A 21,561-nucleotide genomic window follows, 5' to 3' on the forward strand; every position below is an offset into this window, starting at 1 on the left:
CACAGCAGCCTTAACTGGCAGATACCACATGAAGTTCACCAGCAGCAAGGACCGCAAATAAGAAGATGGAAAAATTATTATCAAAACAACACCAAAATAATAGCCAGTATGCAACCAACCTAAGCGGCCAGCGCACAAAAAAATATTTTCTTTAGCTATGGTGGCTACGAAAATATTTTTACGCCCACGCCCAGCGAAAAACTTTTTTAATCAACCTTATTAAGGATGTTTTATCTTAGTCAACTAATAGCAGGATTTATTAACTTAAACAGTCAACTTTTTTCAGGACGGGTCATAATTCTATTCAGTTCTTGTTCCGGCTTGACGAATAACATTGAGCTTTAGTTCTTAAATTCACTTTATATTCCTGCCTGCCGGCAGGCAGGTTCAATCAGCAGCGGTTATGGGCAGACAGAATGCTAATTACCAACCTGCATAAAGCCCTGTTCGTTGGTAGCAAGCATATCGCAACACCCTGATAATTGTAAGTTTCAATTTGCTGACATTTGTTTTTCGCCCCAACTTCTCATTTGACTGATAAAAGGAATTAACTCCATTCCTGTATCGGTAAGTGAATATTCTACTTTTGGTGGAACTTCTAGATAAACTTTTCTGACAATTAGTTCATCGGCTTCCAATTCTTTTAGCGTTTGAGTAAGCATTTTTGGTGTAATACCTACCACTGCTCTTTTTAATTCCCCGTATCGCAAAAAACCATCTCTCAATATCCATAAAATCCGGCCCTTATACTTTCCACCTATTCGTTGGAAAGCATAATCAACTGCACAATATGCCTTTTTAATCTTATTCTTCATTTATTTATAAGTTTAAAATATTGATAATCAATTATACTATAGTTTCAGTATGTAGGTTACTTTATTGTATGTACTTGCTGTAAAGGTATTAAATACTTTTATTTGCATAAACCTTAAACAAAATAAATTATGAATGCAACTATCAAAAGAGTACTGTATTTTCCGGTTACTAAAATTATTTTAGGAATTAGCGTTCCATTTTCACTATTCGTAGTAATTCAAAACTTTGTTTTAAAACCATTTTTATATAGCATTATTCAAGATAAAAGTATTGCTGACCCAATTATTATTTTTATTTCTTCTATACTATTATTAGTTAGCTATTACTATTTATTCCGTTTATATGATAAAAGAGAAATTACCGAACTATCCACCAAACATTTGCCCAAAGAAATGTTTGGTGGGTTTATTTTTGGTTTTTTGACAATTTCATTATCTATTTTCATTTTATATTTATTGGGGTACTATCATGTTATTAGTATTTCCACTACTCACTACACTGCAAGGCTTTTCACTGTAATACTATTTGCTGCAATAGTTGAAGACTTATTTCATAGAGGACTAATCTTAAGGGTGATGGAAAATTGGTTAGGTACTCACATAGCTATTGTAATTGCGATGTTGGTAGAATTACAACACATTACTAACCCCAACACAAACCTTTTTGATCTTATTTTATATTTGATTTGGGGGTTTACTATGGCAATGATGTTTATCTATACTAAAAGAATATGGCTCCCTTATTTCTTCCATATAGGTTGGAATTTTTCTCAGCCTTTTTATGGCTCCAATCTCACAGGGGCAAATGATTTTGGAACTATCATTCAATCTAAATTTACAGGTCCTGAACTATTAACAGGTGGTGCATTTGGAATTGAAAATTCAATTTTCACTTTATCTTTTTTACTATTCATTGGAATGACATTTTATTACCTAAGCAAAAAAGAGGGCAAAATTGTAAAAGGCAAATTATTCAAAAAATGAATTTAAAAGATGTCTTTTTAAGTATTGATAACTATTTTTCACCAAAGGTTATTGGTGAAGTAAATGACCAATATATTAAAGTCGTAAAAATAAAAGGCGACCAGGTTCCCTGGCATAATCACAGAAAAGAGGATGAAATGTTCTTCATTATTAAAGGTTCGCTACTTATGGAAATTGAAAATCAAGACGCTTTTATAATGCGACAAGGCGATATTTATGTGGTTAAAAAAGCAACAAATCATCGAATTTCTTCAAAAAGAGAATGTTTGATTATGCTAATTGAACCTAAGACAACTGAACATACAGGCAAAATAAAGTCCTCAATTACGAAATCAGTTGAGGAACAAAAATATTAGACTAAAATTTAAAAATTATTGGGAAAGCCTTGTTTCAAGCGGGCAATTTATCATACCAAGAATGCCAGCCACCAACAAAAGGTTTGCCGCAAGGCTGGCGAACGAAATAACAATCGGCTGTTGTACTACTATCAGCTAGTATCGGGCTGACCGAATTATATTTGGCTTTTTGTTATTAACTTCAACTCCATATTTTTAATTGGGCTGCAGTTCCAGGCTGGACGAGCAATGGATACCAGCCCTGCAGCAAAACCTGCTCGTTAGCGGTAACCTTATGGCGACAATGCAAAAATCAACATTAATACTTTTATTCAGCCTTACTTTAATTCTTACCCAAGCATTTGGACAAAAACCGTTTTGGATAAAAGAAGGCAACTCCAGGTACATGTACAAAGTACAAGGTGAATGGCTTTTTAAAGACAGTTTACCCGACGGACATTATTGCTCTTATGATGCCACAAAGAAATTCATTTCGGTTGAAGTTTCATTTCGACATGGGAAAAAAGATGGAATCGAAAATCGGTACTACATTCATGATAAAGATAAATATGCAACAATTGAATGGAAGAATGGGCTAAAGAACGGTACTGAAAAATATTTTAATACCAATGGTACTATTCAATATAAGTTGACTTTTAAAAATGGCATTTTAAATGGTTACTGCGAAGTAAATTGGAGTGAAGGCGAAAAAAACTATAACGGATACTATAAAATGGGCTATCGAGATAGCATTTGGACATACTATGACAATAGCAATAAATCAAACGACACATCGGACTATTGGGTTGCCAGGCAGTATAAGTATGTCAATGGCAAAAAGTATTTACTTTCTGCGTGGAATAAAAAAGGAACACAAGTATTATTTAATGGAACTGGGAGTTTAGAAAGTACAGACTATGATAGTTTTACAAATGTAAATAACTATAAAAATGGGTTGAGAAATGGAAATTGGATTGAGACTAATCCTGATGGGACGCTTTACAATGAAAAAACTTATAAAGACAATCTTCTTGTAAAAGAAATAGAATATTACGATAGCAATAAGGTTGCTTCAATTTCCGAATGGGAATATACCGACCCTGAAAAAATTGACACAATTAAATCTTGGATTGACACTTACATAACCAACATATTTTATAGTGAAATTGTATTCAAAAATACACCTGTTCAAAATGGACACTGGTTATCTTATTATGAAAACGGAATGAAAATTTATGAAGGAGATTACCATCATGGAAAAAGAGTTGGTACATGGATATGGTATTACAGAAACGGCAGGCAAAGAATCATTGCCGACTATGCAAGAAATACATGGCAGCATTTTGATACTGCAGGTTCATTAAAATCAAACTATGCAAATGAATATCTCACTCTATTGACAGATGAATTCTGGTTTTTAAATCAACGTCTTGACGCATCAACTATAATATTAACAAAACGAAATACGAAAACAGTAACCCCTCGTTTTGTTTTTCACTTTGACGGACAGCTTGAAATAAATTCTTTTTTAGAGTGCGGCAAAGATATTGAACAAAGTCAAAATTTGTATTCTCTAATTGCAGACACATTAATTATTGTGCCACTTAAAGAAACAAAAAATCAAAGTAACCCCCTTGTATTTAGAATTATTTCTGTAACCGACGACAAAATACTGATGGAAAAAATTGACTCTTATGAAATAAGTATACCGATTGTGAAGTAAGGCAGCCACTAACAAGAGGTTTGCCGCAAGGCTGGCGGACGGAATAACAATCGGCATTTGTACTATTATCAACTAATATCGGGCTTGACCGAATTCAATTTGGCTTTTAGTTGTTAACTTCAGCATCAGTATTTCAATCGGCTTCAGTTGCCGGTCGGACACAGCAACAATTCCAGCCCTGCGACAAGCCTCGCACGTTGTGTGTAAGCCTTTCGGAGACACCCTACTATTTGACAATGACAAAATTTAACCATTACTCATTTATCATTTTTATTCTTTTAGCATTCTCATGCTCAGACAATAAAACTAACAAAAACAAATTGGAGGTCGTCTCAAACTTGCTCAAAGCAGGCGACACAAAAAAGGCGGATAGCATTTTTGCCACAGTTATTTATTCTTCTACAATTGACCATGATTATAAATTAATGCAAGTTGCCCTTGATTTTAAAAAAGGCCATTTTGAAAAAGCTTTATTAAATTCAAATGACTTCATTGAGAAATATCCTAAAAGCAGTTTTGGATACTATTATGCTGGCCTTTCAGAATTTAACATGAAAAAATATAAGAATGCCGAAAAACTGTTTGTGCAATCATTAGACAGCTATAAAAGAAGCCCTGACGGAAGTTCAATTTATCTTGAAAAAAATAGTAGCAAATATTTATTTGACCAAAATTCGATTTATGATGACCTTATATTTATGATTGGACTTAGCAAAAATTCTTTAGGTTACTATAAGACGGCAATAAGTTTTATGGAAGATTGCTTGGGTAAGCAGTATAGAAAAGCAGAAACACTAATTGTAATCGGCGATTGTTACTTCAACCTTGGCGACAAAGACTTAGCGAAAAATTATTTTATGCAAGCTAAACAAGAAGGAAGTCCAGACGCAGACTATTACTTGAAAAAATATTAGACACTCAATTAGGCCTATACACAACAAAAGGTTTTGTGCAATTGGGTCTAGACGTTGAAGCAATCACTGGCTGTGCATATCCAGGCTTTGGTTTCGGCAGACGTAGTTCTGCGGGGCTTTTGTTGGTTAACTTCGGCTTTTAGTTATTAATTTAGCCCTGCCTACCGGCAGGCAGGTTCGGTTCCGGGTGGACAGTTGGTCAATTCCCCAACTGCACAAAGCCTCGAACGTTGGTGGCTATATTATGGAAACACTCCGCTGAAGCATCTTACTTAAAAAATTAATGAAACCATTTATTTTTCTTTTCTGCTTAGTTTACTTTTTTTCCTGCTCCAATGCTGACAAATTCCGACCAGAATTACAATCGAAAATTGATAAATTAAGAAATGAGAAAGAACTTGGTTATAATGACTCTGCTTCCGTTTCTTACTTAAAAGACAGTTGTAGTAAAGATGAATTATTAACACTTACAACTAATAAAACACCAATCATAAGAATACTTGCCTATCGGGCTATTGTAAACAGGAATGAAGAAAATTTCTTTACAATTCTTAAAAATCATCTTTCTGATACAGCAAAGATAACTTGGTGGTATTACGATGATGCAGCTGATGAGTTTACAATTTCTGACCTGATGATAAGAAAGGCTGAAAAGAAACTTACAAGACAGCAAAAGGATACACTTATTGATTTAATATTAAACGAGCATATTTATCTGGGGACTGCTAAATGGATAATGGAAGACATCGAACCAAATGAAAAATATTACGCTATTATTAAGGAACAAGCAGAAATTAAATCAGACAATTGTCACGACTTAGGGTTAACACTTGCTGTTGCAAAATTTAAAAAGCCAGAGGATATTCCTTTCATTCAATCTAAGTTTTCAGGATTGTCAGACAATTCATACTGCAATGACAATATCTTCAAGGGAATTGAAATATTCCCGGACAGTTCATTTTTTATGATCCTACAACAGTATTTTAACAATAATATTAGAAAGCAAAAACAATCATCCTACAGTGACTTAGAAATATATTGCAAAGCTGTAGCCCGATATAAAACCAAAGACGCTTTTAATATTTTACAAGCATTGACAGAAAAATCAACGTATCCGGACGATTGGTATTTGCCGGACAATAAGGAGTATGTTTTCAAAGCGATCTATGAATATAACTGTGACCTTTATAAAAAATTATATGACCACTTAAAACCACAAATGGACAAAGACATTTTTGATAATATAGACTTTTCGTTCAAGGACAGACCATCAACCTGGTGACAGAGAAATCTGTGTAAAAAAACAAATAAATTTTACCCTTTTTTACGGTTTTGCTGAACAATAATTTGGTTGATACAAGGTATTATTTTTATGCCGATAGCTATCTGAACAAAAACCTGTTGTAATAATTTATTGCATACGGCTATCAAGGCTTGTGTTCCGGTTTTCCCATTTGCTCTTAATCGTTCTTAAAGTGTTTTGCAGGCCACATTGGTTTTCATTGCATTCATGCTGCACACAAATTTTACCACCACGTTGGTTTATCATGGGCCGCCCTGTATACTGCTGCTTTAGGGTGGGGGTGCAAGCCCGGCAAAACAGATCAGCCGCCGGTGGTTTTGTTATAAGTCTGGGTTGGCAACGCATTTTTTTTACAACAAGATCAGACAAATTAAAAAAATAGTTAAATATCATTGATGCTACGCTACATACAAAATGTATAACATCAAAGTGTTGATTTACAATGCAATTTTGTTTAGCTTTATAGCGTATAATAGCATAAATGCACACGTTATACGCAAGCTGTTGACAGCATTCGTCAAACAACAATACATCCGTATGAAAAGGATAATACTCTTTTTTACTTCAACTCTTTTTTGTCTGCAAATATTTAGTCAAAAATCAACTACTCAAGATTCCATTTTGGTTGAATCTATTGTTAATCGTTTAAAAGATGGTAACAAAATAACCGAATCTATTGCCGCTACAATTATTGCAAAGAAAAAACATTATTCGGCGATAAAATTTGATGGTTATCGAATTTGTGACAACAAAGTATTTACAATAGACACGCTGTATACCCTTTTAAATAATTCACAAATAGATACCTTATTTAATTCTGAGGATGCGACTTTAAAATTTGTAAGTTTCATTTTATTTGCACGTAGAAATAACGACAAGAAATTGCTAACAGCTAAATTGAATAATATTCTTGAAAATAAATATTATCAAATGATTAGTGATGGTGACTGCAATCATGCAATACTAATTTCGGATTTATCAACTTTTGCTTACGAAGCCCTGACACGTGAAACTCTTCTCTTTAAGCCTTCTTTTAAATTCACAAAGAGAGAAAAGCAATATTGGGAAAATCGACTTGAGGAATATCGAATTAGATCAAATTAACCCTTAAGCCTGCGTATAACATGAGGTTTTGTTCAACTTGGGCGGGACCAGCAAACTTTCAGCTGCGGTTCGCTACCAATTATCGGCTATGGATGCGACCGCTAACTAATTATTTTTATTTTCAGTTTATAAGTTCCGTTTCTTAATTTACATCGTCACATGGTCGGACACAGCACCAAATACCCAAGCTGCATAAAGCCCTGCCCGTTAAATGCAAGCTATTAACAGTCTATGATGAGTGAAGTAGTACAAACAAAAATAAATACCTCTGGTTCTGTCTCAATTGATGAGGATAAAATAAGCTGGAAAGTTCAAGGAGAGGTTATTTTAGTAATAGGTATTAATGAAATAGCTGTGATAGGTGAGTATACAACTACAGACGGCCCATGGTTTGATGATTGGTTTTTAGTTTTTGTTAAAAAAGATGGTTCCTTTTTTCATATTCCGTTTTATGTTGATGGTAGAGAATCGTTGCTAAATTTCCTCCATTCTCAGTTAAACGCTGATTCAGTATTTGGGAAATTGGTAGGATCTACAGAATTGAGAACTGTCGTAGACTATCCTCTTGGACTTCAAGATCAAATATTATTCGATTTACGACCAGCCAAGGAATACAATCCACCCAGGACTTGGTTTGATAAATTGCTTTATGGTGTAGGGCTGGGAAAATACAACACCGAAAAAGAGTTTATTCTTTCAGAGCCTGTCGCTAAATATATTAAGGTAACCTGCAGTTAACATGGGGTTTTAGGCAAGTTGAACATGACAAACTAACTTCAGCAAAATATTCCTATCTGCAGGCCGGCAGGTTCAATCAGCAGCGGTTATGGGCAAATGTCCTGAAAGTATTCGGGATAAATCCCAACCTGCATAAGCCCTACTCGTTAGTGGTAATTGCGTAACAATCTCTTCCGGTAACTTTTAACATTTATTAAAGAATAGAAACGATGAGAATAAAATGGATCTTGATTGGTTTTCTATTTTGTGCTTTTATGGTTTACAGTTTTCTACCGCACGATAAAAGTCGCAAAAACCATAAGTGGACTACAAAAATATGCGACAATTTATATTCTGAAACATTTTGCAGTTTTGGACAAGGGGCCTGGGGAGGAGACAGAGATGCAAAATGGTTGACAGATTCAACAAATTTTAGAATCTTCTTAGGAGCATTTGACGAAGTGGATGGAGGGATATTCGTTGAATGCAAAGGTGATTCAATTTTTATAACCCAGCGACCAGATGACTTAGATGTTAATCATGACATTAAATATCCGGTTACAAAAGCCTACCATTTGAAAGAGCTAAAAAAGTTGGGAAACTTAAACGATTTTTAAACTGCCGCAATTCGGGTACTCTGAATTTTAGCACACATAATGCAGCAACTACCGCTAAAATGGGGCCTGGCATTATTGAGGCAGAAGGAAGTACAATCAACATTTTGTACTTCCATTTTGCTTTTGTTCCCGCTTGACGTAATTCTATTTGGCTTTTTGTTATTAACTTCAACTCCATATTTTTAATTGGGCTGCAGTTCCAGGCTGGACGAGCAATGAATTCCAGACTTGCAGCAAGCCCTGCTCGTTGTACGTCATTTTAAAGAGACCGTATGCCTAACATTACCACTTTTGAAATATTAGACGAGGAAATAAAGAAAGTAGGCGGCAAACCAACTGTTCTAGAAGCGTTGTGGGATGGTGATACACAAGGTTGGTTTTTGTGCTTGTATGTTTACACGCAAACAGGGTATTTTTTCTTCAAGAAAACATCACGACATTCATTAGGACATATTACCTTGGGCGGAGACATCAGAGTTTTTTCAGGTGGTCAATGGACAGAGGCTTTTTTAGCAAAAGAACTTGGACAAAGGGCAGTTGAAAAGTATAATTTAGAATTTTATTTCCCATCAGACGAACAACCAGATGACGACTGTCCAAAATGGACAGATAAACATTTAGCCATACAATGTGCAGACTGTAGTAAACTGATTATTCCTACGGACAGTCCTTATTTGCCTAAAGATATTTGTTACAATTGCCACCTGGAAAGGGAACGAAATGAAAGAATTGTAAACGAACAAACTTATAATGATGGAGTAACAATGTATTTATCCAACAATGACGAATACAATAACATTGGCTACTGCTCAAACTTTAAAGACTTTACAATTGCACCATTTATTAATGACAAAGTGCAACAACAGTTAACAGAAAAGGCTATAAGTGTTGTAACTCTTGACAAATCCGATATTATGGAATTGAATCAAGTTTTAGAAACTGAACTTAATCGGAAGTTAGCAAAGTATGTAAAGCCGGTAATAGACGACCGAATGTCAAGATTTGTAACAACGCATAAAGTAAACTACAATGGTATTGAATATGAATTAGCAGACAGATTTAATAACGACCACAACGAAATTTCAAATCTCATTTATAGTTTACAGACAAACCAAAAAGCAATTGCAAACAATTACGAGTATAAAATTTATTTCAAAAATGGTATTACTCAAAGAGACGACACAATACTACGTTTCGTAAATTATATCAGCAAAGGAGTAAGCGATATTAAAAGTATTAACGAACACTACAAGAAAATCCTTACCGAAAATGAAGTTGCAAGAACAATTGAAAAATTAAACGAAATAGGTTGTATAGAAATAAAGGGAAACATAGTCACTATCACTAAAACTGGAAAGAACATCGTGTGACAAAAACGAACGCACAACAAAAGGCTTGCCGCAAGCTGCAACTTTGTAAATATTCTCAACCCATGATACAAACTGAAATTGAAAAAGAATCTGGAACGCATTTTTTCCTTACCGAACAACTTTTAGGAACCAGAATAACCGATATTTTGCTAAGTGTGGATTATGACGAGTCGAATGAGCTTGATATTGCTGAGTGTTACCTTGTTCTTGATAATATGATTACCATTGAAATGCCAGATAATTCATTTGGTAAAGTTTGGGTACCTGATTTAATTGAAAATACGCCAACCAGTATATTTTCGGATTTGTCAGATTATCCCATTTATAATTTAAACGAAATACGACATCTAAAGGAAACTAATAATGATTTTGCAAAAGAAATTGAAAATCACTTTTTAGAAAAAACTCCGTTGTCAAAAAAATATGAGCATGTCATTACTTATCATGAAAGAACCACAAAGTATCTGAAAGATAAAGTCATTACCGATTTTATAGTTTTGAAAAATAACTCTTCCGATAGTGGTTTTGTTCAGACTGACAATGGCTATATATTTGGAGTGACTTGGTGTGGCCCACCTGAAATGGGCATTACTGGGCTAAGAGTCTATAGCTCGATTGCCGAGTTTAGTAAACAATATGGACAAGACTATTTACTATTTACAAACAACCGATAAACAGCAGCTTACAGAGGTTTGGCGCTATGGGGGCAGAAGAACATGGGCTGTAGTTCAGCATTTCAATTTATCTTTAGTTTATGGGCTGGGCAGATGAGCCTTGATTTCCCCCACATCGCCAAGCCCTGAACGTTAGTGTCAATTTTTACAGCCCCCTTCAATACAATGAAACAAACAACAAATTGCATTTTCGCTTTAGGACTGATAATCTTAATTGCCCTGATAACTGCCTGTGATTCGACAACAAAAAACAAGTTAAAGAAAGAAGAAAGCAAAGAAACGTACCAAACTAAAAAAAGCGACTATGAATTGGCCGACGAATTTCTTCTTGACTTGAAAAATAATAAAACTGACACGATCATATTCTACAAAAGGACTTGTATTGATTGTTGCGACTTCTTCAACATCTTTTGGTCAAATAACGGGCAAAGACATTTGACTAAATTTTATTTTGACTTTGACGACATGAAAAGCCATTCAAAGACAATTGAGTTGAAAGCCGATACAATTTTTAATCTCCTTAGTGAAAACTTCAATAAACTCAAAAACTCACCTTTAAAAAGAAATGGCCACAAGCAAAAAGATGGAACTACAACAATAGTAATGATTGACCATTATTGTTATGCTCAATTAAGGATTTATACTAACCAGGACAGCATTATAACCGACAGAATGAAAGACCACGATTTTGATAAATACACCGATTTTGGGTTTGACCCCGCAATTAACAAAGGAAAAAGGGAGGCTAATGATAGTTACAAAGAAAATATCAATTCGAAGTGGAATTTGTTGCTGACAAGCATTGAAAATCAAATTGCAATTATGCCAGAGACAATAAGTAGAGAAATTGAAACGCTGAGAACAAGAAAGGTTCAAGACTAAAACTGCCACTAACCAGGATTTGCCGCAAGGCTGGCGGACGGAATAACAATCAGCAGTTGCACTACTATCAGCTACTATCGGGACCGCATTCTATTTAGCTTTTAGTTGTTAACTTCATCATCAGTTTTCAATCAGCTTCAGTTACCAGGCAGACAGTTATAAAATACCAGCCCTGCGGCAAGCCCCGTACGTAAGCAGCAATTAAAACAGACGTCAGTAGAACTTTTAACTTATCTAATGCGAATTATAGGAATTTATTTTTTACTACTTGTCTTGATTGTTTCTTTCTTAATAACAAGAAACTGGAAATGTAACGAGAAGAGCCCGCCATTTACAGGATGGAGTCGAAGTATTGAGGAATCAAAATACAAGGGAGCTTATCAGTATGAAGTTGCTGCTTCCAAAACTAATTTAGCTTTAGATAGTAATCATAAACTGGAAATAAAAAATGCATGGCTAGAAAATGTCTGGACAAGTCATGTTTATATGTTTAGCAGAACATATATAGAGAAACACGACGATTACCAATTAATATTAGTCTATAATATAATTAACACAGGTCAGCCTAAGGTGCCGGATGTATATTATTTTTTGGGAGGAAGGCGTTCGGGAGACTCTTTAAGTCATTATTACTGTAGTAAGAGTGATTCAATAAAAGTTCCACTATTCAAATCGGCTTCTCGATTTTTACCTTCTGGCGAGAAAAGAAAAGCGTATGATAGTCTAACCTTTGTGAGGCGATAACTTGCCGCTAACAATGGGTTTTATGCAAGCTGAGTTTTTGCATTGTACCATCAGCTTTTTGCAAATCCCTGCTTCAGTTCCGGCAGACGAATAACTATCAGATTTTGTACTTAACTTCATTTACATATTCCGGCAGGTTCAATCAGCAGCGGTTATGGGCAAACGTCCTGAAAGTATCCGGGATAATTTCCAACCTGCATAAAGCCCTGTTCGTTGTACGTAAGCTCACAGACCCACATCATGAAACTACTAACAATCATTTTCTTGACACTTCTCACTTCTTGTTCTAAATACACAAAATTAGACGGGACATATTTTTCAAACCACCAAGACTGCTTTGTTCTCGACGGTAAAGACGGTGTAATTGAAAATAAACAAGACTACATAAAAGACAACCTGGTTCTAAAGCAAAAAAAGAATAAACTCAAATTTCGTTCAATCACCTATTCGCCTGGGAGAGTGTTATTCAAGAAAAATATTTACAAGTATTATTTTAAAATACTTTCTAAAACCGACGACAGCTTCATGGTTTCGCCAACTTCCAAACTTTCCAAAAAATATTTCAACAAAAGAGACAGTATTATTTTCAAGCCAAAATATCAATTTGCTGACCAAACAAATTATTTCACAAAAATCATTTATCATTCAAGCCATTGTTTTGGTTGTTGCAAAGACTTGCATCTTGAACTTGACTATTCAGGAAATTTAAAAGTGACTGACAATGGTAGTGGTAGAAGAGGCTGCACTGACAGCGCATTAAATGACAATTATTTTGGAAAAGTATCCTATAGCGATTTAGAAAGGCTTCAGAACATCTTAAAATATTCACAACTAAAAACACTTGACTGGCCAGCAGACAGGAAATGCTTTGATGCCCCTGACCTAACTTTAATTCTTTATCAGAATGAAAAGCGCTACTACTTTAAGATTAATGCCTTTTGTTTGCCAATTGTTAGTTATGATCTGACAAGGTTTTTAGGGCAGCTTTTTAAATATGAGACTTTAAAACGAGTTGATACGACTTTTTCATACGAAAGATAAAGCCTACCTACAAGATTGGTATTGCTGCAAGTGGAGCCGGGCATTAAAACTTCGACTGTTTGCATCGCTGTACTTTTGTTCCGGCAGACGAGTCTGAATTCGACTTTTTGTTGTTAACTTCAACATCAGTTTTTTAATCGGCTTCAGTTGCCTGGCAGACAGTTATAAAATACCAGCCCTGTAGTAAGCCCGAACGTTAGCTGCAATACCAAATGAACACTCTAACTAAGCCAGGCTCTTTTCTACTTGTTTTATTTGCACTGTTCACAGTGCCGGCGATACTCTATGCTTTTTATCGCTTTTCTTTACCGTTCTTTAATTTTTTTAGTCTTTCCGTTCTCATCTATGTTGCAACACCGTTAATTGTGCTTTTGATTGTCACTTTTTATCTTGACATTAAATTCAAAACAAAATTGAAGAAGTTTAGTATTCTTGCTGCAATACTTTTTATTTGCTGCCTGCTAATATTTCCCAGGGTGAAAGCCTTCATTGTTAAAGACACTGAAATTAAAGGACAAAAGCTTGTTGAAGCAATTATGAGTTACAAAGAAAAAAATGGGTTTTGGCCACAATCATTAGATGACCCTTATTTTAAGCATTATTCCAAAACGGCAATTGTTCAAAGACCATTTTATTATCAACTTGACAACAATGCAGGCGGCGATACATCAGTAATATTCTATTTTTATTCTTTTGATGGCCTTGGAGCAAGGCTAAGAATTAATTCAACAAAATTTAAGGCTGAAAAAATAATTTGGAATTACTCAGACTAGCGATATATGCAGGACCGGGTTTTGTGCAAGGCTGGCAGGACGGGTCATCTTTATTCAGCTTTTGTTCCTGGCGAGACAAATAAATCCTTCTCACCGAACCCAAAGCCCTAACATTGGTTACAATTATGAAAAGACTCTTCGTACTCCTATTATCTTTCTTTTGTTACACAATTTTATTTGGACAGTTAAACTTTGACATTTCAAAAGTGAAAGGCTATTCAAAATTAAAGAAGGGTAGATTTATTAATTCTGACACATTGTATGGGCCTATTGACATTTCTCTTTCAAAACATAAATATGAGATCAGACTTAGTGTTTTTTATGCTCCCGTTGGAGGATTTGAAGACTACATTTTATTTTCTGACGGTGGCCAATGGACGGCGAGGTATTGGAAAGCAGAAATTTATAATTTATATGACACAACTAAACCTAAGTACAAAACAATAACAGGCCTTAATTGGGATACAGTCCTTAATAGGTTAAATGCCTCGGGCTTTTTTTCTTTACCAAATCAAAACAAATTAAAAAAGAGATCTACTGTCATGGATGGTTCAATGTACATTGTTTCATATAAGGTACATAACAAATACAGGCAATACCATTTTGACAATCCTGGTATTTACAGCCGGCAATACCCGGAGACAATTGAATTTAAAAAATACATGGAAATCGTAACGACTTTCTTTGATACATTCCGAGAATAACTGCAACCACCATTGGGTTTTATGCACGTTGTGCTTGATTAACATCGACAGTTTTTGTTTCTTAACCTTTACTTCATATCTTTAATCAACAGCAGATTCGGTCCGTACGAGCAATGCATTACTGCCCTGCAGTATGCCCGCCCGTTAGCGGCAATTTGTGGAAACACCCAAACATTGCATCAAATGTTTTATGAAAATTCTAACGACTTTCTTATTTGTGGTTTTGTTTGCCTCTTGCAAGACAAAAAAAAATACTAAAATTCAACCTTATGACACTTCTAACCTACCTAAAGACAGTTTAGTATTTTATTTTCCAATAAATATTTTTTCTGACAGACCAAAAGCAGACAGCTTTGTTCAAAATTGGTATTCTTCAGCACTTTATAGTTTTAAAGAGCCGCTCTTATCTCAAAATTTTGTTGGACACAACATCTATAGATTTTTGTGGTTGCGGTCATTTCATCGCCCTGTTGTTTTTACCTTACATCAAAGCGAAGATCAGGTATGGTTAAACACCAAAATATTAGACCATCAGCCACGTTTTCATGACGACAGGTATGGCGGCGTTCCAAAAGAAGACCGGGATAAATATTTCAGAGCAGGTTATGTTGCAGACAAACAAGCCCCAGACTTGTTGGTGAGAATTGCAGACAGAAAAGCTAATATCGTTTTTAATAACACTATTTCCCTGTCGAAGAAAGAATGGAATGAATTTGAACAACTCTTATCAAAAGCAAATTTTTGGAAATTACCAACAAACATAGATGATGGTAGTACAGACGGAGCTCGATGGGTGATTGAAGGGCATTTTAAAAATAAATATCACGTTGTTGACTATCATAGCCCAGATAACAGTGATTATGCTAAGGCCGGACGCTTCCTTATTAAATTAGGCGAACTTCAGGACGAGAAGATTTATTAAGCCAAAGAAAACTGCTACCCAAAAAAGGGTTGCCGCAAGGCTGGCGGATGGAATAACGGTCGGCTGCTGTACTACTATCTGCTGATATCAGGCTGACCGAATGCTATTTGGCTTTTAGTTGTTAACTTCAACATCGGTAACGTAACCGGATTCAATTGCCGGGCAAACAGTTATAAAATACCAGCCCTGTGGTAAGCCTTGAACGGTGGGCGCAAGCAAAATAAACAGCATTTGATTTGAAAAAATTATCCGTTTTAATTGTCATCTTATTAGCTAATGGCTTCTTGTTTGGGCAGAATAAACTGAACACTAAGCCAGTTATAATTAAAGGGCAAATTGCAAACTGTCCGGAGAAATTTTTAGGTATCTATTTTCATGATAAGAACGGACAAGTTTTAATTGACACACTTAATCTGGATGAATTGGGTAATTTTTTTTTGAAAACTTTTAAAGTTAAAGAACCACAGAAAGCAATAATTCAGCAGAACAACTTTACCATCGATAATCTTTTTGTTGCTCCTGGTTATAAATTGACAATTACAGGAAATGGCAAAGACAATTTAACATTACTTAAAACAAAACAAATATCTGGTGTTGGTGCCGAAAGTAATAAGTACTACAATATTCTTGATTCAATTGCCTCTTCAAGATTAGGCACATCAAGTTGGTTTCAATTAGATGAAACTGATTTATTGACTTATATAACAGAATATCAAAAATTAACAGACTCAATAGCTCATGTTGTATTTGACAGAAAAGCTATTCAGGATAAGTTTTTGCAATATTTTGGTACGCTGACCCGAATGGATAAATTATTTTTAAAGCTTTATATGTTAGCTACCCATGTAAATAACAATAATTACTCTTATGAAAAATCTATCGCCTTTGTCAGAAATAATTTTGATGCCAATATATTAGACAACTTATATAAACCCCAATATTTAGTTTCGGATGTGTACAGAGATGCGTTAATATCAAATGAATACATCAAATATTTAGTAAACCTTGATTATAAAAAAGATTCGTCGCTTAGAAATCAAAAAGAGTATAAATTAAAAAAGATTAATGAAACCTATAAAGGAAAAGTAAAAGAATTTGCGTTGTACATGAGAATGCAATTCTCTATCAGAAATATTACTTCAATTGAGCAACTACATTATTGTAAGGAGCAATATGCCACGTACATTGCCAGCCTTAATAATCAGTATTTTAAAAATTCCATATCATCAAAATTTACAGCAAAAGAATTAGAATTATTAAAAACACAAGTTGGAAACCCTGCACCTCAATTTACTTTACAAAGCAATCTTGAAAAGCAATATAGCCTTGTCGATTTCAAAGGCAAGGTTGTTTATATTGATTTGTGGGCTAGTTGGTGTGCCCCTTGCAGAGCAGAAACTCCGGTTTTTAAAGAATTGTATAATAAATACAAAAATGACAATCGAATAGTTTTTTTGAGCATAGCTGTTGATGACGGTTTTAATGATTGGAAAAAAGCTATTGAAGAAGATAAACCTGAATGGCTTCAACTTATAGATAAGGATAGAATTGTATCAAAATCCTATATTACAAATACTATCCCCAAATTTATTTTAATCAACAAAGAAGGTAACATTGTAAATTTTGATGCGCCAAGACCAAGTAGCGGAGATGAACTTCAAAAACTTTTAAATACAGAAATTGAGAGATAAAAGTACCCTGCAGGTAACAAGTGTATTTGCAATTGCATGGCTGAACAATCTTAGCTGCATCTCCGGTCTTCAGATCTGGCTGAACATTCAATTTTGAGCTTTTGTTCTTAACTTCAACTAAGCAAAACATCAGCAGCGGTTCCCGGCGGACAGTTGGAAAATTCCACACCTCCCTGAAGCCGCTGACGTTAAGCGTCACCTTTCCATACCCTGCAAAATTTGAAATACTATTTTCCTGACTGTATGATTAGAAAGTTATTAATTCTGTTTGTTTTTTTCTTGCCAGTAAAAAACTATGCACAGCAGCGAAGTGTAAAGTATGAAGTTAGATACAAGCAAAATAAATATGAATTATCAAACCAAAACAAAGAAACCATATCCACTATTGTTGACACTCTGCAAGGCAGGCATGACTATATAGTTTATATTAACGGGCATACAGATAGTGATGCTGACAGCAGCTATAACCAACAACTTTCATTGAAGCGAAGTATTGAAGTAAAAAGATTTTTGATAGCAAAAGGAATTGACGAAACTTTGATAAAAGTTCAAGCCAAAGGAGAGGAACAACCACTTGTTGCCAATAGTACTCCCTTGGCAAAGGCAAAAAACCGAAGGGTTGAAATTATAGTGTTGTTTTCACAAATACCCGAAGAAAAAGTTATTGAAATAAAAAACGAAATAAAAGAACCCGCTTGTGACGGAGATACAACAATAACAGTAGAAGGTGGCTATGTATTAACAATGTCGAAGTGCGATTGGGAAAAGAATAACCGATGCTTGCGGGTAGAAAAAAGGCTTACCTATAAATTTAATATCAAAGAAAATTGGCTAAAGAAACATATTGGTTTTAAGAACTATAAAAAGACAATCAGTTATGAGCCTCATTATGAATTTTATGTGGTGGCCTGCAGCGATAGTTGCTTTCAAAATAAAATGAAACTCCATATCCCGCATTACAATGCTCAAGGGCTAAATATTTCAGAACGATATTCACAGAAAAAAAATAACAACAATCAATCTGCAACATTGGCATTTAAAACAACTAAACTTGGGGATTCGGCTTACTACGTTGCAGATATATATTGTCCGGGCACATTACATTGTGGTACCGACAATAGATGCACTCACAATGTAACACTTTACGCTAAAAATAAAATAGCGATACTCTCCTATTCATATTACACCTGGAATCCGTTTTTTAAAAAGGACTCGATAAAAGCCGTAAAACCTTTACATGACAAAAGCATAACAGACCAATATAGAAATACATTTTTTCAAACTCTAAATATTTTGCACAAAGGCGACACCATTCAGTTAAAGAATATTCCTATTGACGTTTTTGCACACGGAATAAACAGAATAAAAACCAAAGGCAGCAAAGGCGATACATCTTACTTTCTATTTATACCTTATCGAAAAAGGTACAAGTGTGGCCATTTTAAGAGATACAAAATCAGGGCAAAAGATATTGAACAACTAAAACAGTTCAACTTACAGGATGTAGAAATTGAAAACTAAGTGAGAATAAGGCCAACGCAGAAGACCGGGATTTATGCAAGTTGAGCCCGAGATTATAACATCAGTTATTTACAAACCCCCGCTTCAGTTTCGGCAGACGAATAGCGATTAACTTTTGTACTTAACTTTAGCAACATATTTTTGCCGGAAGGTGTAATCAGCGGTGGCCCGGGCGGATGTCACGAAAGCATACGGGATAATGCTCAACAGCATAAAGCCATGAACCTTAGCCGTAATTTTAGTAAACACAAAACAATGCGACAAATTTCATTTATTATATTGACCATTTTACTTTCCTGTAATTCAAATCAGGAGGTTAAAAAACAAACCTACAAGCCCGATACGACAGAAATAGCAAAAAGTAAAATATCTTCAATTGACACTCAAAACACAGACACCGGAAAAACAGCAATTATAGAAACCTTCGTTGACAGTTTAAATATTGGTGAAAAAGGAAAATGCAAGGTTGAACTAATAAAACATAGAGTTTATGACGACAACTTTGTGATCGTAAAGTTTTACATCAAAGGAAGATATACTACTAAAGACCCGGAAACATGGATGAATACAAACACTTATTGTTATGAAACCAATGCTATGATGGGATTTGAGCCTAAAATATCAGATTTTAATAATGATAATTTTAATGACATTACTTTTATTTCGGGAACTGCTGCAAGAGGTGCAAACGAAGTGAGACGACTTTTTATATATGATAACCAAGAGCAAAAACTAATATCAATCGTAAATTCACAGGACTATCCTAATATGCTTTATAACAAAGAACTTGACTGCATTGACGCATTTTTAGTTTATGGTGGATGTTCAACAGTATTCCTGAATATTAAAAGTGATAGTCTTAAAGAGTTCGCAAGTATTGACTTGTCTGAAGGTTTAACAGTTTCAACCTATGACAAAAATGGGAAAGAGAAAATTATTAAGCGGGACAAAAAATACGAACCCGGATATACCAGATTTAAAAACTTTAACCCCTTGAAAGAATATGACGATCAATAAAAGCTATTGTCAATACGACGATATTGGCAATAGTGAGGCGTACAGTTTTATGTTCATCATAAGTAATTCTATTGGGTATTAAAGTAAATATTGGACTGATGTTTTCCAAATGCCCCACTATCAACAATAAGTAAACCGATAGCAGTAATTTCAACAGACCTTACGATATGACAAAGAAGACTTTAATTTTAACCGGATTTATACTACTAAAATTCATTCTGCAATACTTTTTATTAGATTCAGGTTATGACTTACAAAGAGACGAATACCTGCACCTTGACCAGGCTCATCATTTAGCCTGGGGTTTTCAGTCTGTACCACCATTTACATCCTGGATTTCTTCTATTATTTTTCAACTTGGCAACTCAATATTTTGGGTAAAGTTTTTCCCGGCACTATTCGGGGCCCTTACAATTGTTGTAGTTTGGAAAGCAATTGAAGCGTTGAACGGAAATTTATTTGCATTAATCTTAGGTGCAACCTGCGTATTATTTTCGGCTCTTTTAAGATTGAATACTTTATATCAACCCAACTCTTTTGACGTTTTAAGCTGGACAACTTTTTATTATATTGCAATCAGGTATTTTAAAACAGAAAATGCAAAATGGCTTTTCATTGGCGCTTTTGTTTTTGCTTTTGGCTTTTTAAATAAGTACACTGTAGTATTCCTTATCACCGGACTTTTACCTTCAATTTTATTAACTGAACAACGCAAAATATTTACGAAAAAAGAATTTTATCTTTCACTTTTAACCGGGCTTTTAATTATTTCACCCAACCTTATCTGGCAGTTTAAAAATCACTTTCCTGTTATCCACCATTTAAAGGAATTGTCAGCTACGCAGTTGGTGAATGTAAACATATCAGACTTTTTAAAATCGCAGCTATTCTTCTTTGCAGGTTCTTTGTTTGTTATTATTTCTGCCTTGTATGCGCTATTCTTTTACACCCCTTATAAAAAATACAGATTTTTTTTGTGGACAATTATTTTTACTTTAATTGTTTTTATTTATTTCAAAGCAAAGGATTATTATGCAATCGGGCTTTATCCAATTTATATTGCATTTGGTTCCGTATTTATTGCTGATAAAATAAAGCAAGGCCGGAAAAGATACCTGCGACCGGTTTTTGTTGCAATACCGATTCTGTTTTTCATTCCTATGTACAATATAATCTTTCCAAACAAAAGCCCTGAATATATCTTACAACACAGGCAGGTTTATCAGAAGTTTGGCCTGCTTCGCTGGGAAGATGGCAAAGACCACGAACTGCCACAAGACTATGCTGATATGTTAGGCTGGAAAGAGCTGGCATTAAAAGTTGATAGAGTATATTCAAAAATGCCGGGTAAAGAGCATACGCTGGTTCTTTGCGACAACTACGGACAGGCAGGAGCAATCAATTATTATACACAACAAAAAATAAAAGCCGTTTCTTTCAATGCTGATTATATAGATTGGTTTGACCTAACTAAAAATTATAAGAACTTAATCAGGATTAAAGAATCAAGTGAGGCAGAAGCGGAACTTAAAGAAACTTCGCCTTTTTTTGAAACTTCATTGATTGCAGGTGTTGTTACAAATAAATATTCACGGGAATACGGAACTACAATTTTTACTTTTGTTGGTTCAAAAACCGACATTAACAAGAGAATTAAAGATGAGATTGAGGAGAAGAAAAATTACCACTGACAAGGGGTGTGGCAAAAGC

At 34.7% G+C, this 21,561-nt stretch carries 21 protein-coding genes; 20 read left to right on the forward strand and 1 reads right to left on the reverse strand.

Annotated elements, in window-relative coordinates; all coding sequences use genetic code 11:
* Positions 1 to 491 precede the first annotated feature (491 nt).
* Positions 492 to 815, reverse strand: a complete 324-nt coding sequence (locus ACYVM0_RS26245; protein ID WP_460562332.1) for a winged helix-turn-helix transcriptional regulator — start codon at positions 813 to 815, stop codon at positions 492 to 494.
* Positions 816 to 944: 129 nt separating this feature from the next.
* On the opposite strand from ACYVM0_RS26245, the gene ACYVM0_RS26250 reads away from it, so the two are divergent.
* From ACYVM0_RS26250 to ACYVM0_RS26345, 20 genes are all read left to right on the forward strand, one after another.
* Entirely contained in the window at positions 945 to 1,799 is an 855-nt protein-coding gene (locus tag ACYVM0_RS26250; RefSeq protein WP_460562334.1) for a CPBP family intramembrane glutamic endopeptidase, read from the forward strand.
* Positions 1,796 to 2,155 carry a cupin domain-containing protein gene (locus ACYVM0_RS26255; RefSeq protein WP_460562336.1) on the forward strand — a complete coding sequence of 120 codons (360 nt, stop codon included), beginning with the start codon at positions 1,796 to 1,798 and terminating at the stop codon, positions 2,153 to 2,155. The genes ACYVM0_RS26250 and ACYVM0_RS26255 overlap by 4 nt, the downstream gene beginning before the upstream one ends.
* Before the next feature lie 283 nt (positions 2,156 to 2,438).
* Positions 2,439 to 3,857: a toxin-antitoxin system YwqK family antitoxin gene (locus ACYVM0_RS26260; protein WP_460562338.1), complete on the forward strand. Its 1,419-nt coding sequence runs from the start codon at positions 2,439 to 2,441 to the stop codon at positions 3,855 to 3,857.
* A gap of 236 nt (positions 3,858 to 4,093) precedes the next feature.
* Positions 4,094 to 4,771 carry a tetratricopeptide repeat protein gene (locus tag ACYVM0_RS26265; protein WP_460562340.1) on the forward strand — a complete coding sequence of 226 codons (678 nt, stop codon included), beginning with the start codon at positions 4,094 to 4,096 and terminating at the stop codon, positions 4,769 to 4,771.
* 283 nt (positions 4,772 to 5,054) lie between these two features.
* Complete coding sequence (locus tag ACYVM0_RS26270; protein ID WP_460562342.1) at positions 5,055 to 6,053, forward strand: hypothetical protein; 999 nt, start codon at positions 5,055 to 5,057, stop codon at positions 6,051 to 6,053.
* A gap of 558 nt (positions 6,054 to 6,611) precedes the next feature.
* Positions 6,612 to 7,178, forward strand: a complete 567-nt coding sequence (locus ACYVM0_RS26275; protein WP_460562344.1) for a hypothetical protein — start codon at positions 6,612 to 6,614, stop codon at positions 7,176 to 7,178.
* A 231-nt stretch (positions 7,179 to 7,409) separates the two neighbouring features.
* Positions 7,410 to 7,916: a hypothetical protein gene (locus tag ACYVM0_RS26280; protein WP_460562346.1), complete on the forward strand. Its 507-nt coding sequence runs from the start codon at positions 7,410 to 7,412 to the stop codon at positions 7,914 to 7,916.
* A 209-nt stretch (positions 7,917 to 8,125) separates the two neighbouring features.
* Positions 8,126 to 8,512 (forward strand): hypothetical protein, encoded by a 387-nt coding sequence (locus tag ACYVM0_RS26285; RefSeq protein ID WP_460562348.1) that lies wholly within the window; start codon positions 8,126 to 8,128, stop codon positions 8,510 to 8,512.
* 272 nt (positions 8,513 to 8,784) lie between these two features.
* On the forward strand, positions 8,785 to 9,882 hold the full coding sequence (locus ACYVM0_RS26290; RefSeq protein WP_460562350.1) for a hypothetical protein: 1,098 nt from the start codon (positions 8,785 to 8,787) through the stop codon (positions 9,880 to 9,882).
* Positions 9,883 to 9,944: 62 nt separating this feature from the next.
* Complete coding sequence (locus ACYVM0_RS26295) at positions 9,945 to 10,556, forward strand: hypothetical protein (RefSeq protein WP_460562352.1); 612 nt, start codon at positions 9,945 to 9,947, stop codon at positions 10,554 to 10,556.
* Between the two features lie 165 nt (positions 10,557 to 10,721).
* Positions 10,722 to 11,438: a hypothetical protein gene (locus ACYVM0_RS26300; protein WP_460562354.1), complete on the forward strand. Its 717-nt coding sequence runs from the start codon at positions 10,722 to 10,724 to the stop codon at positions 11,436 to 11,438.
* Between the two features lie 237 nt (positions 11,439 to 11,675).
* The gene (locus tag ACYVM0_RS26305; RefSeq protein WP_460562356.1) at positions 11,676 to 12,182 is read left to right on the forward strand and encodes a hypothetical protein; all 507 of its coding nucleotides are present in this window, start codon (positions 11,676 to 11,678) and stop codon (positions 12,180 to 12,182) included.
* A 240-nt stretch (positions 12,183 to 12,422) separates the two neighbouring features.
* A complete protein-coding gene (locus ACYVM0_RS26310; RefSeq protein ID WP_460562358.1) occupies positions 12,423 to 13,223 on the forward strand; it encodes a hypothetical protein in 801 nt (266 codons plus the stop codon).
* Positions 13,224 to 13,435: 212 nt separating this feature from the next.
* Positions 13,436 to 13,996 carry a hypothetical protein gene (locus tag ACYVM0_RS26315; RefSeq protein WP_460562360.1) on the forward strand — a complete coding sequence of 187 codons (561 nt, stop codon included), beginning with the start codon at positions 13,436 to 13,438 and terminating at the stop codon, positions 13,994 to 13,996.
* A gap of 125 nt (positions 13,997 to 14,121) precedes the next feature.
* Complete coding sequence (locus ACYVM0_RS26320) at positions 14,122 to 14,700, forward strand: hypothetical protein (protein WP_460562362.1); 579 nt, start codon at positions 14,122 to 14,124, stop codon at positions 14,698 to 14,700.
* 190 nt (positions 14,701 to 14,890) lie between these two features.
* Entirely contained in the window at positions 14,891 to 15,622 is a 732-nt protein-coding gene (locus ACYVM0_RS26325; RefSeq protein WP_460562364.1) for a hypothetical protein, read from the forward strand.
* Between the two features lie 236 nt (positions 15,623 to 15,858).
* Complete coding sequence (locus ACYVM0_RS26330) at positions 15,859 to 17,313, forward strand: TlpA family protein disulfide reductase (protein ID WP_460562366.1); 1,455 nt, start codon at positions 15,859 to 15,861, stop codon at positions 17,311 to 17,313.
* 243 nt (positions 17,314 to 17,556) lie between these two features.
* Positions 17,557 to 18,834 carry an OmpA family protein gene (locus tag ACYVM0_RS26335; RefSeq protein WP_460562368.1) on the forward strand — a complete coding sequence of 426 codons (1,278 nt, stop codon included), beginning with the start codon at positions 17,557 to 17,559 and terminating at the stop codon, positions 18,832 to 18,834.
* A gap of 141 nt (positions 18,835 to 18,975) precedes the next feature.
* Entirely contained in the window at positions 18,976 to 19,851 is an 876-nt protein-coding gene (locus ACYVM0_RS26340) for a hypothetical protein (RefSeq protein WP_460562370.1), read from the forward strand.
* Between the two features lie 167 nt (positions 19,852 to 20,018).
* Positions 20,019 to 21,542, forward strand: a complete 1,524-nt coding sequence (locus ACYVM0_RS26345; RefSeq protein ID WP_460562372.1) for a glycosyltransferase family 39 protein — start codon at positions 20,019 to 20,021, stop codon at positions 21,540 to 21,542.
* Positions 21,543 to 21,561: the final 19 nt, after the last annotated feature.

Source organism: Ferruginibacter profundus (genome assembly GCF_054783275.1).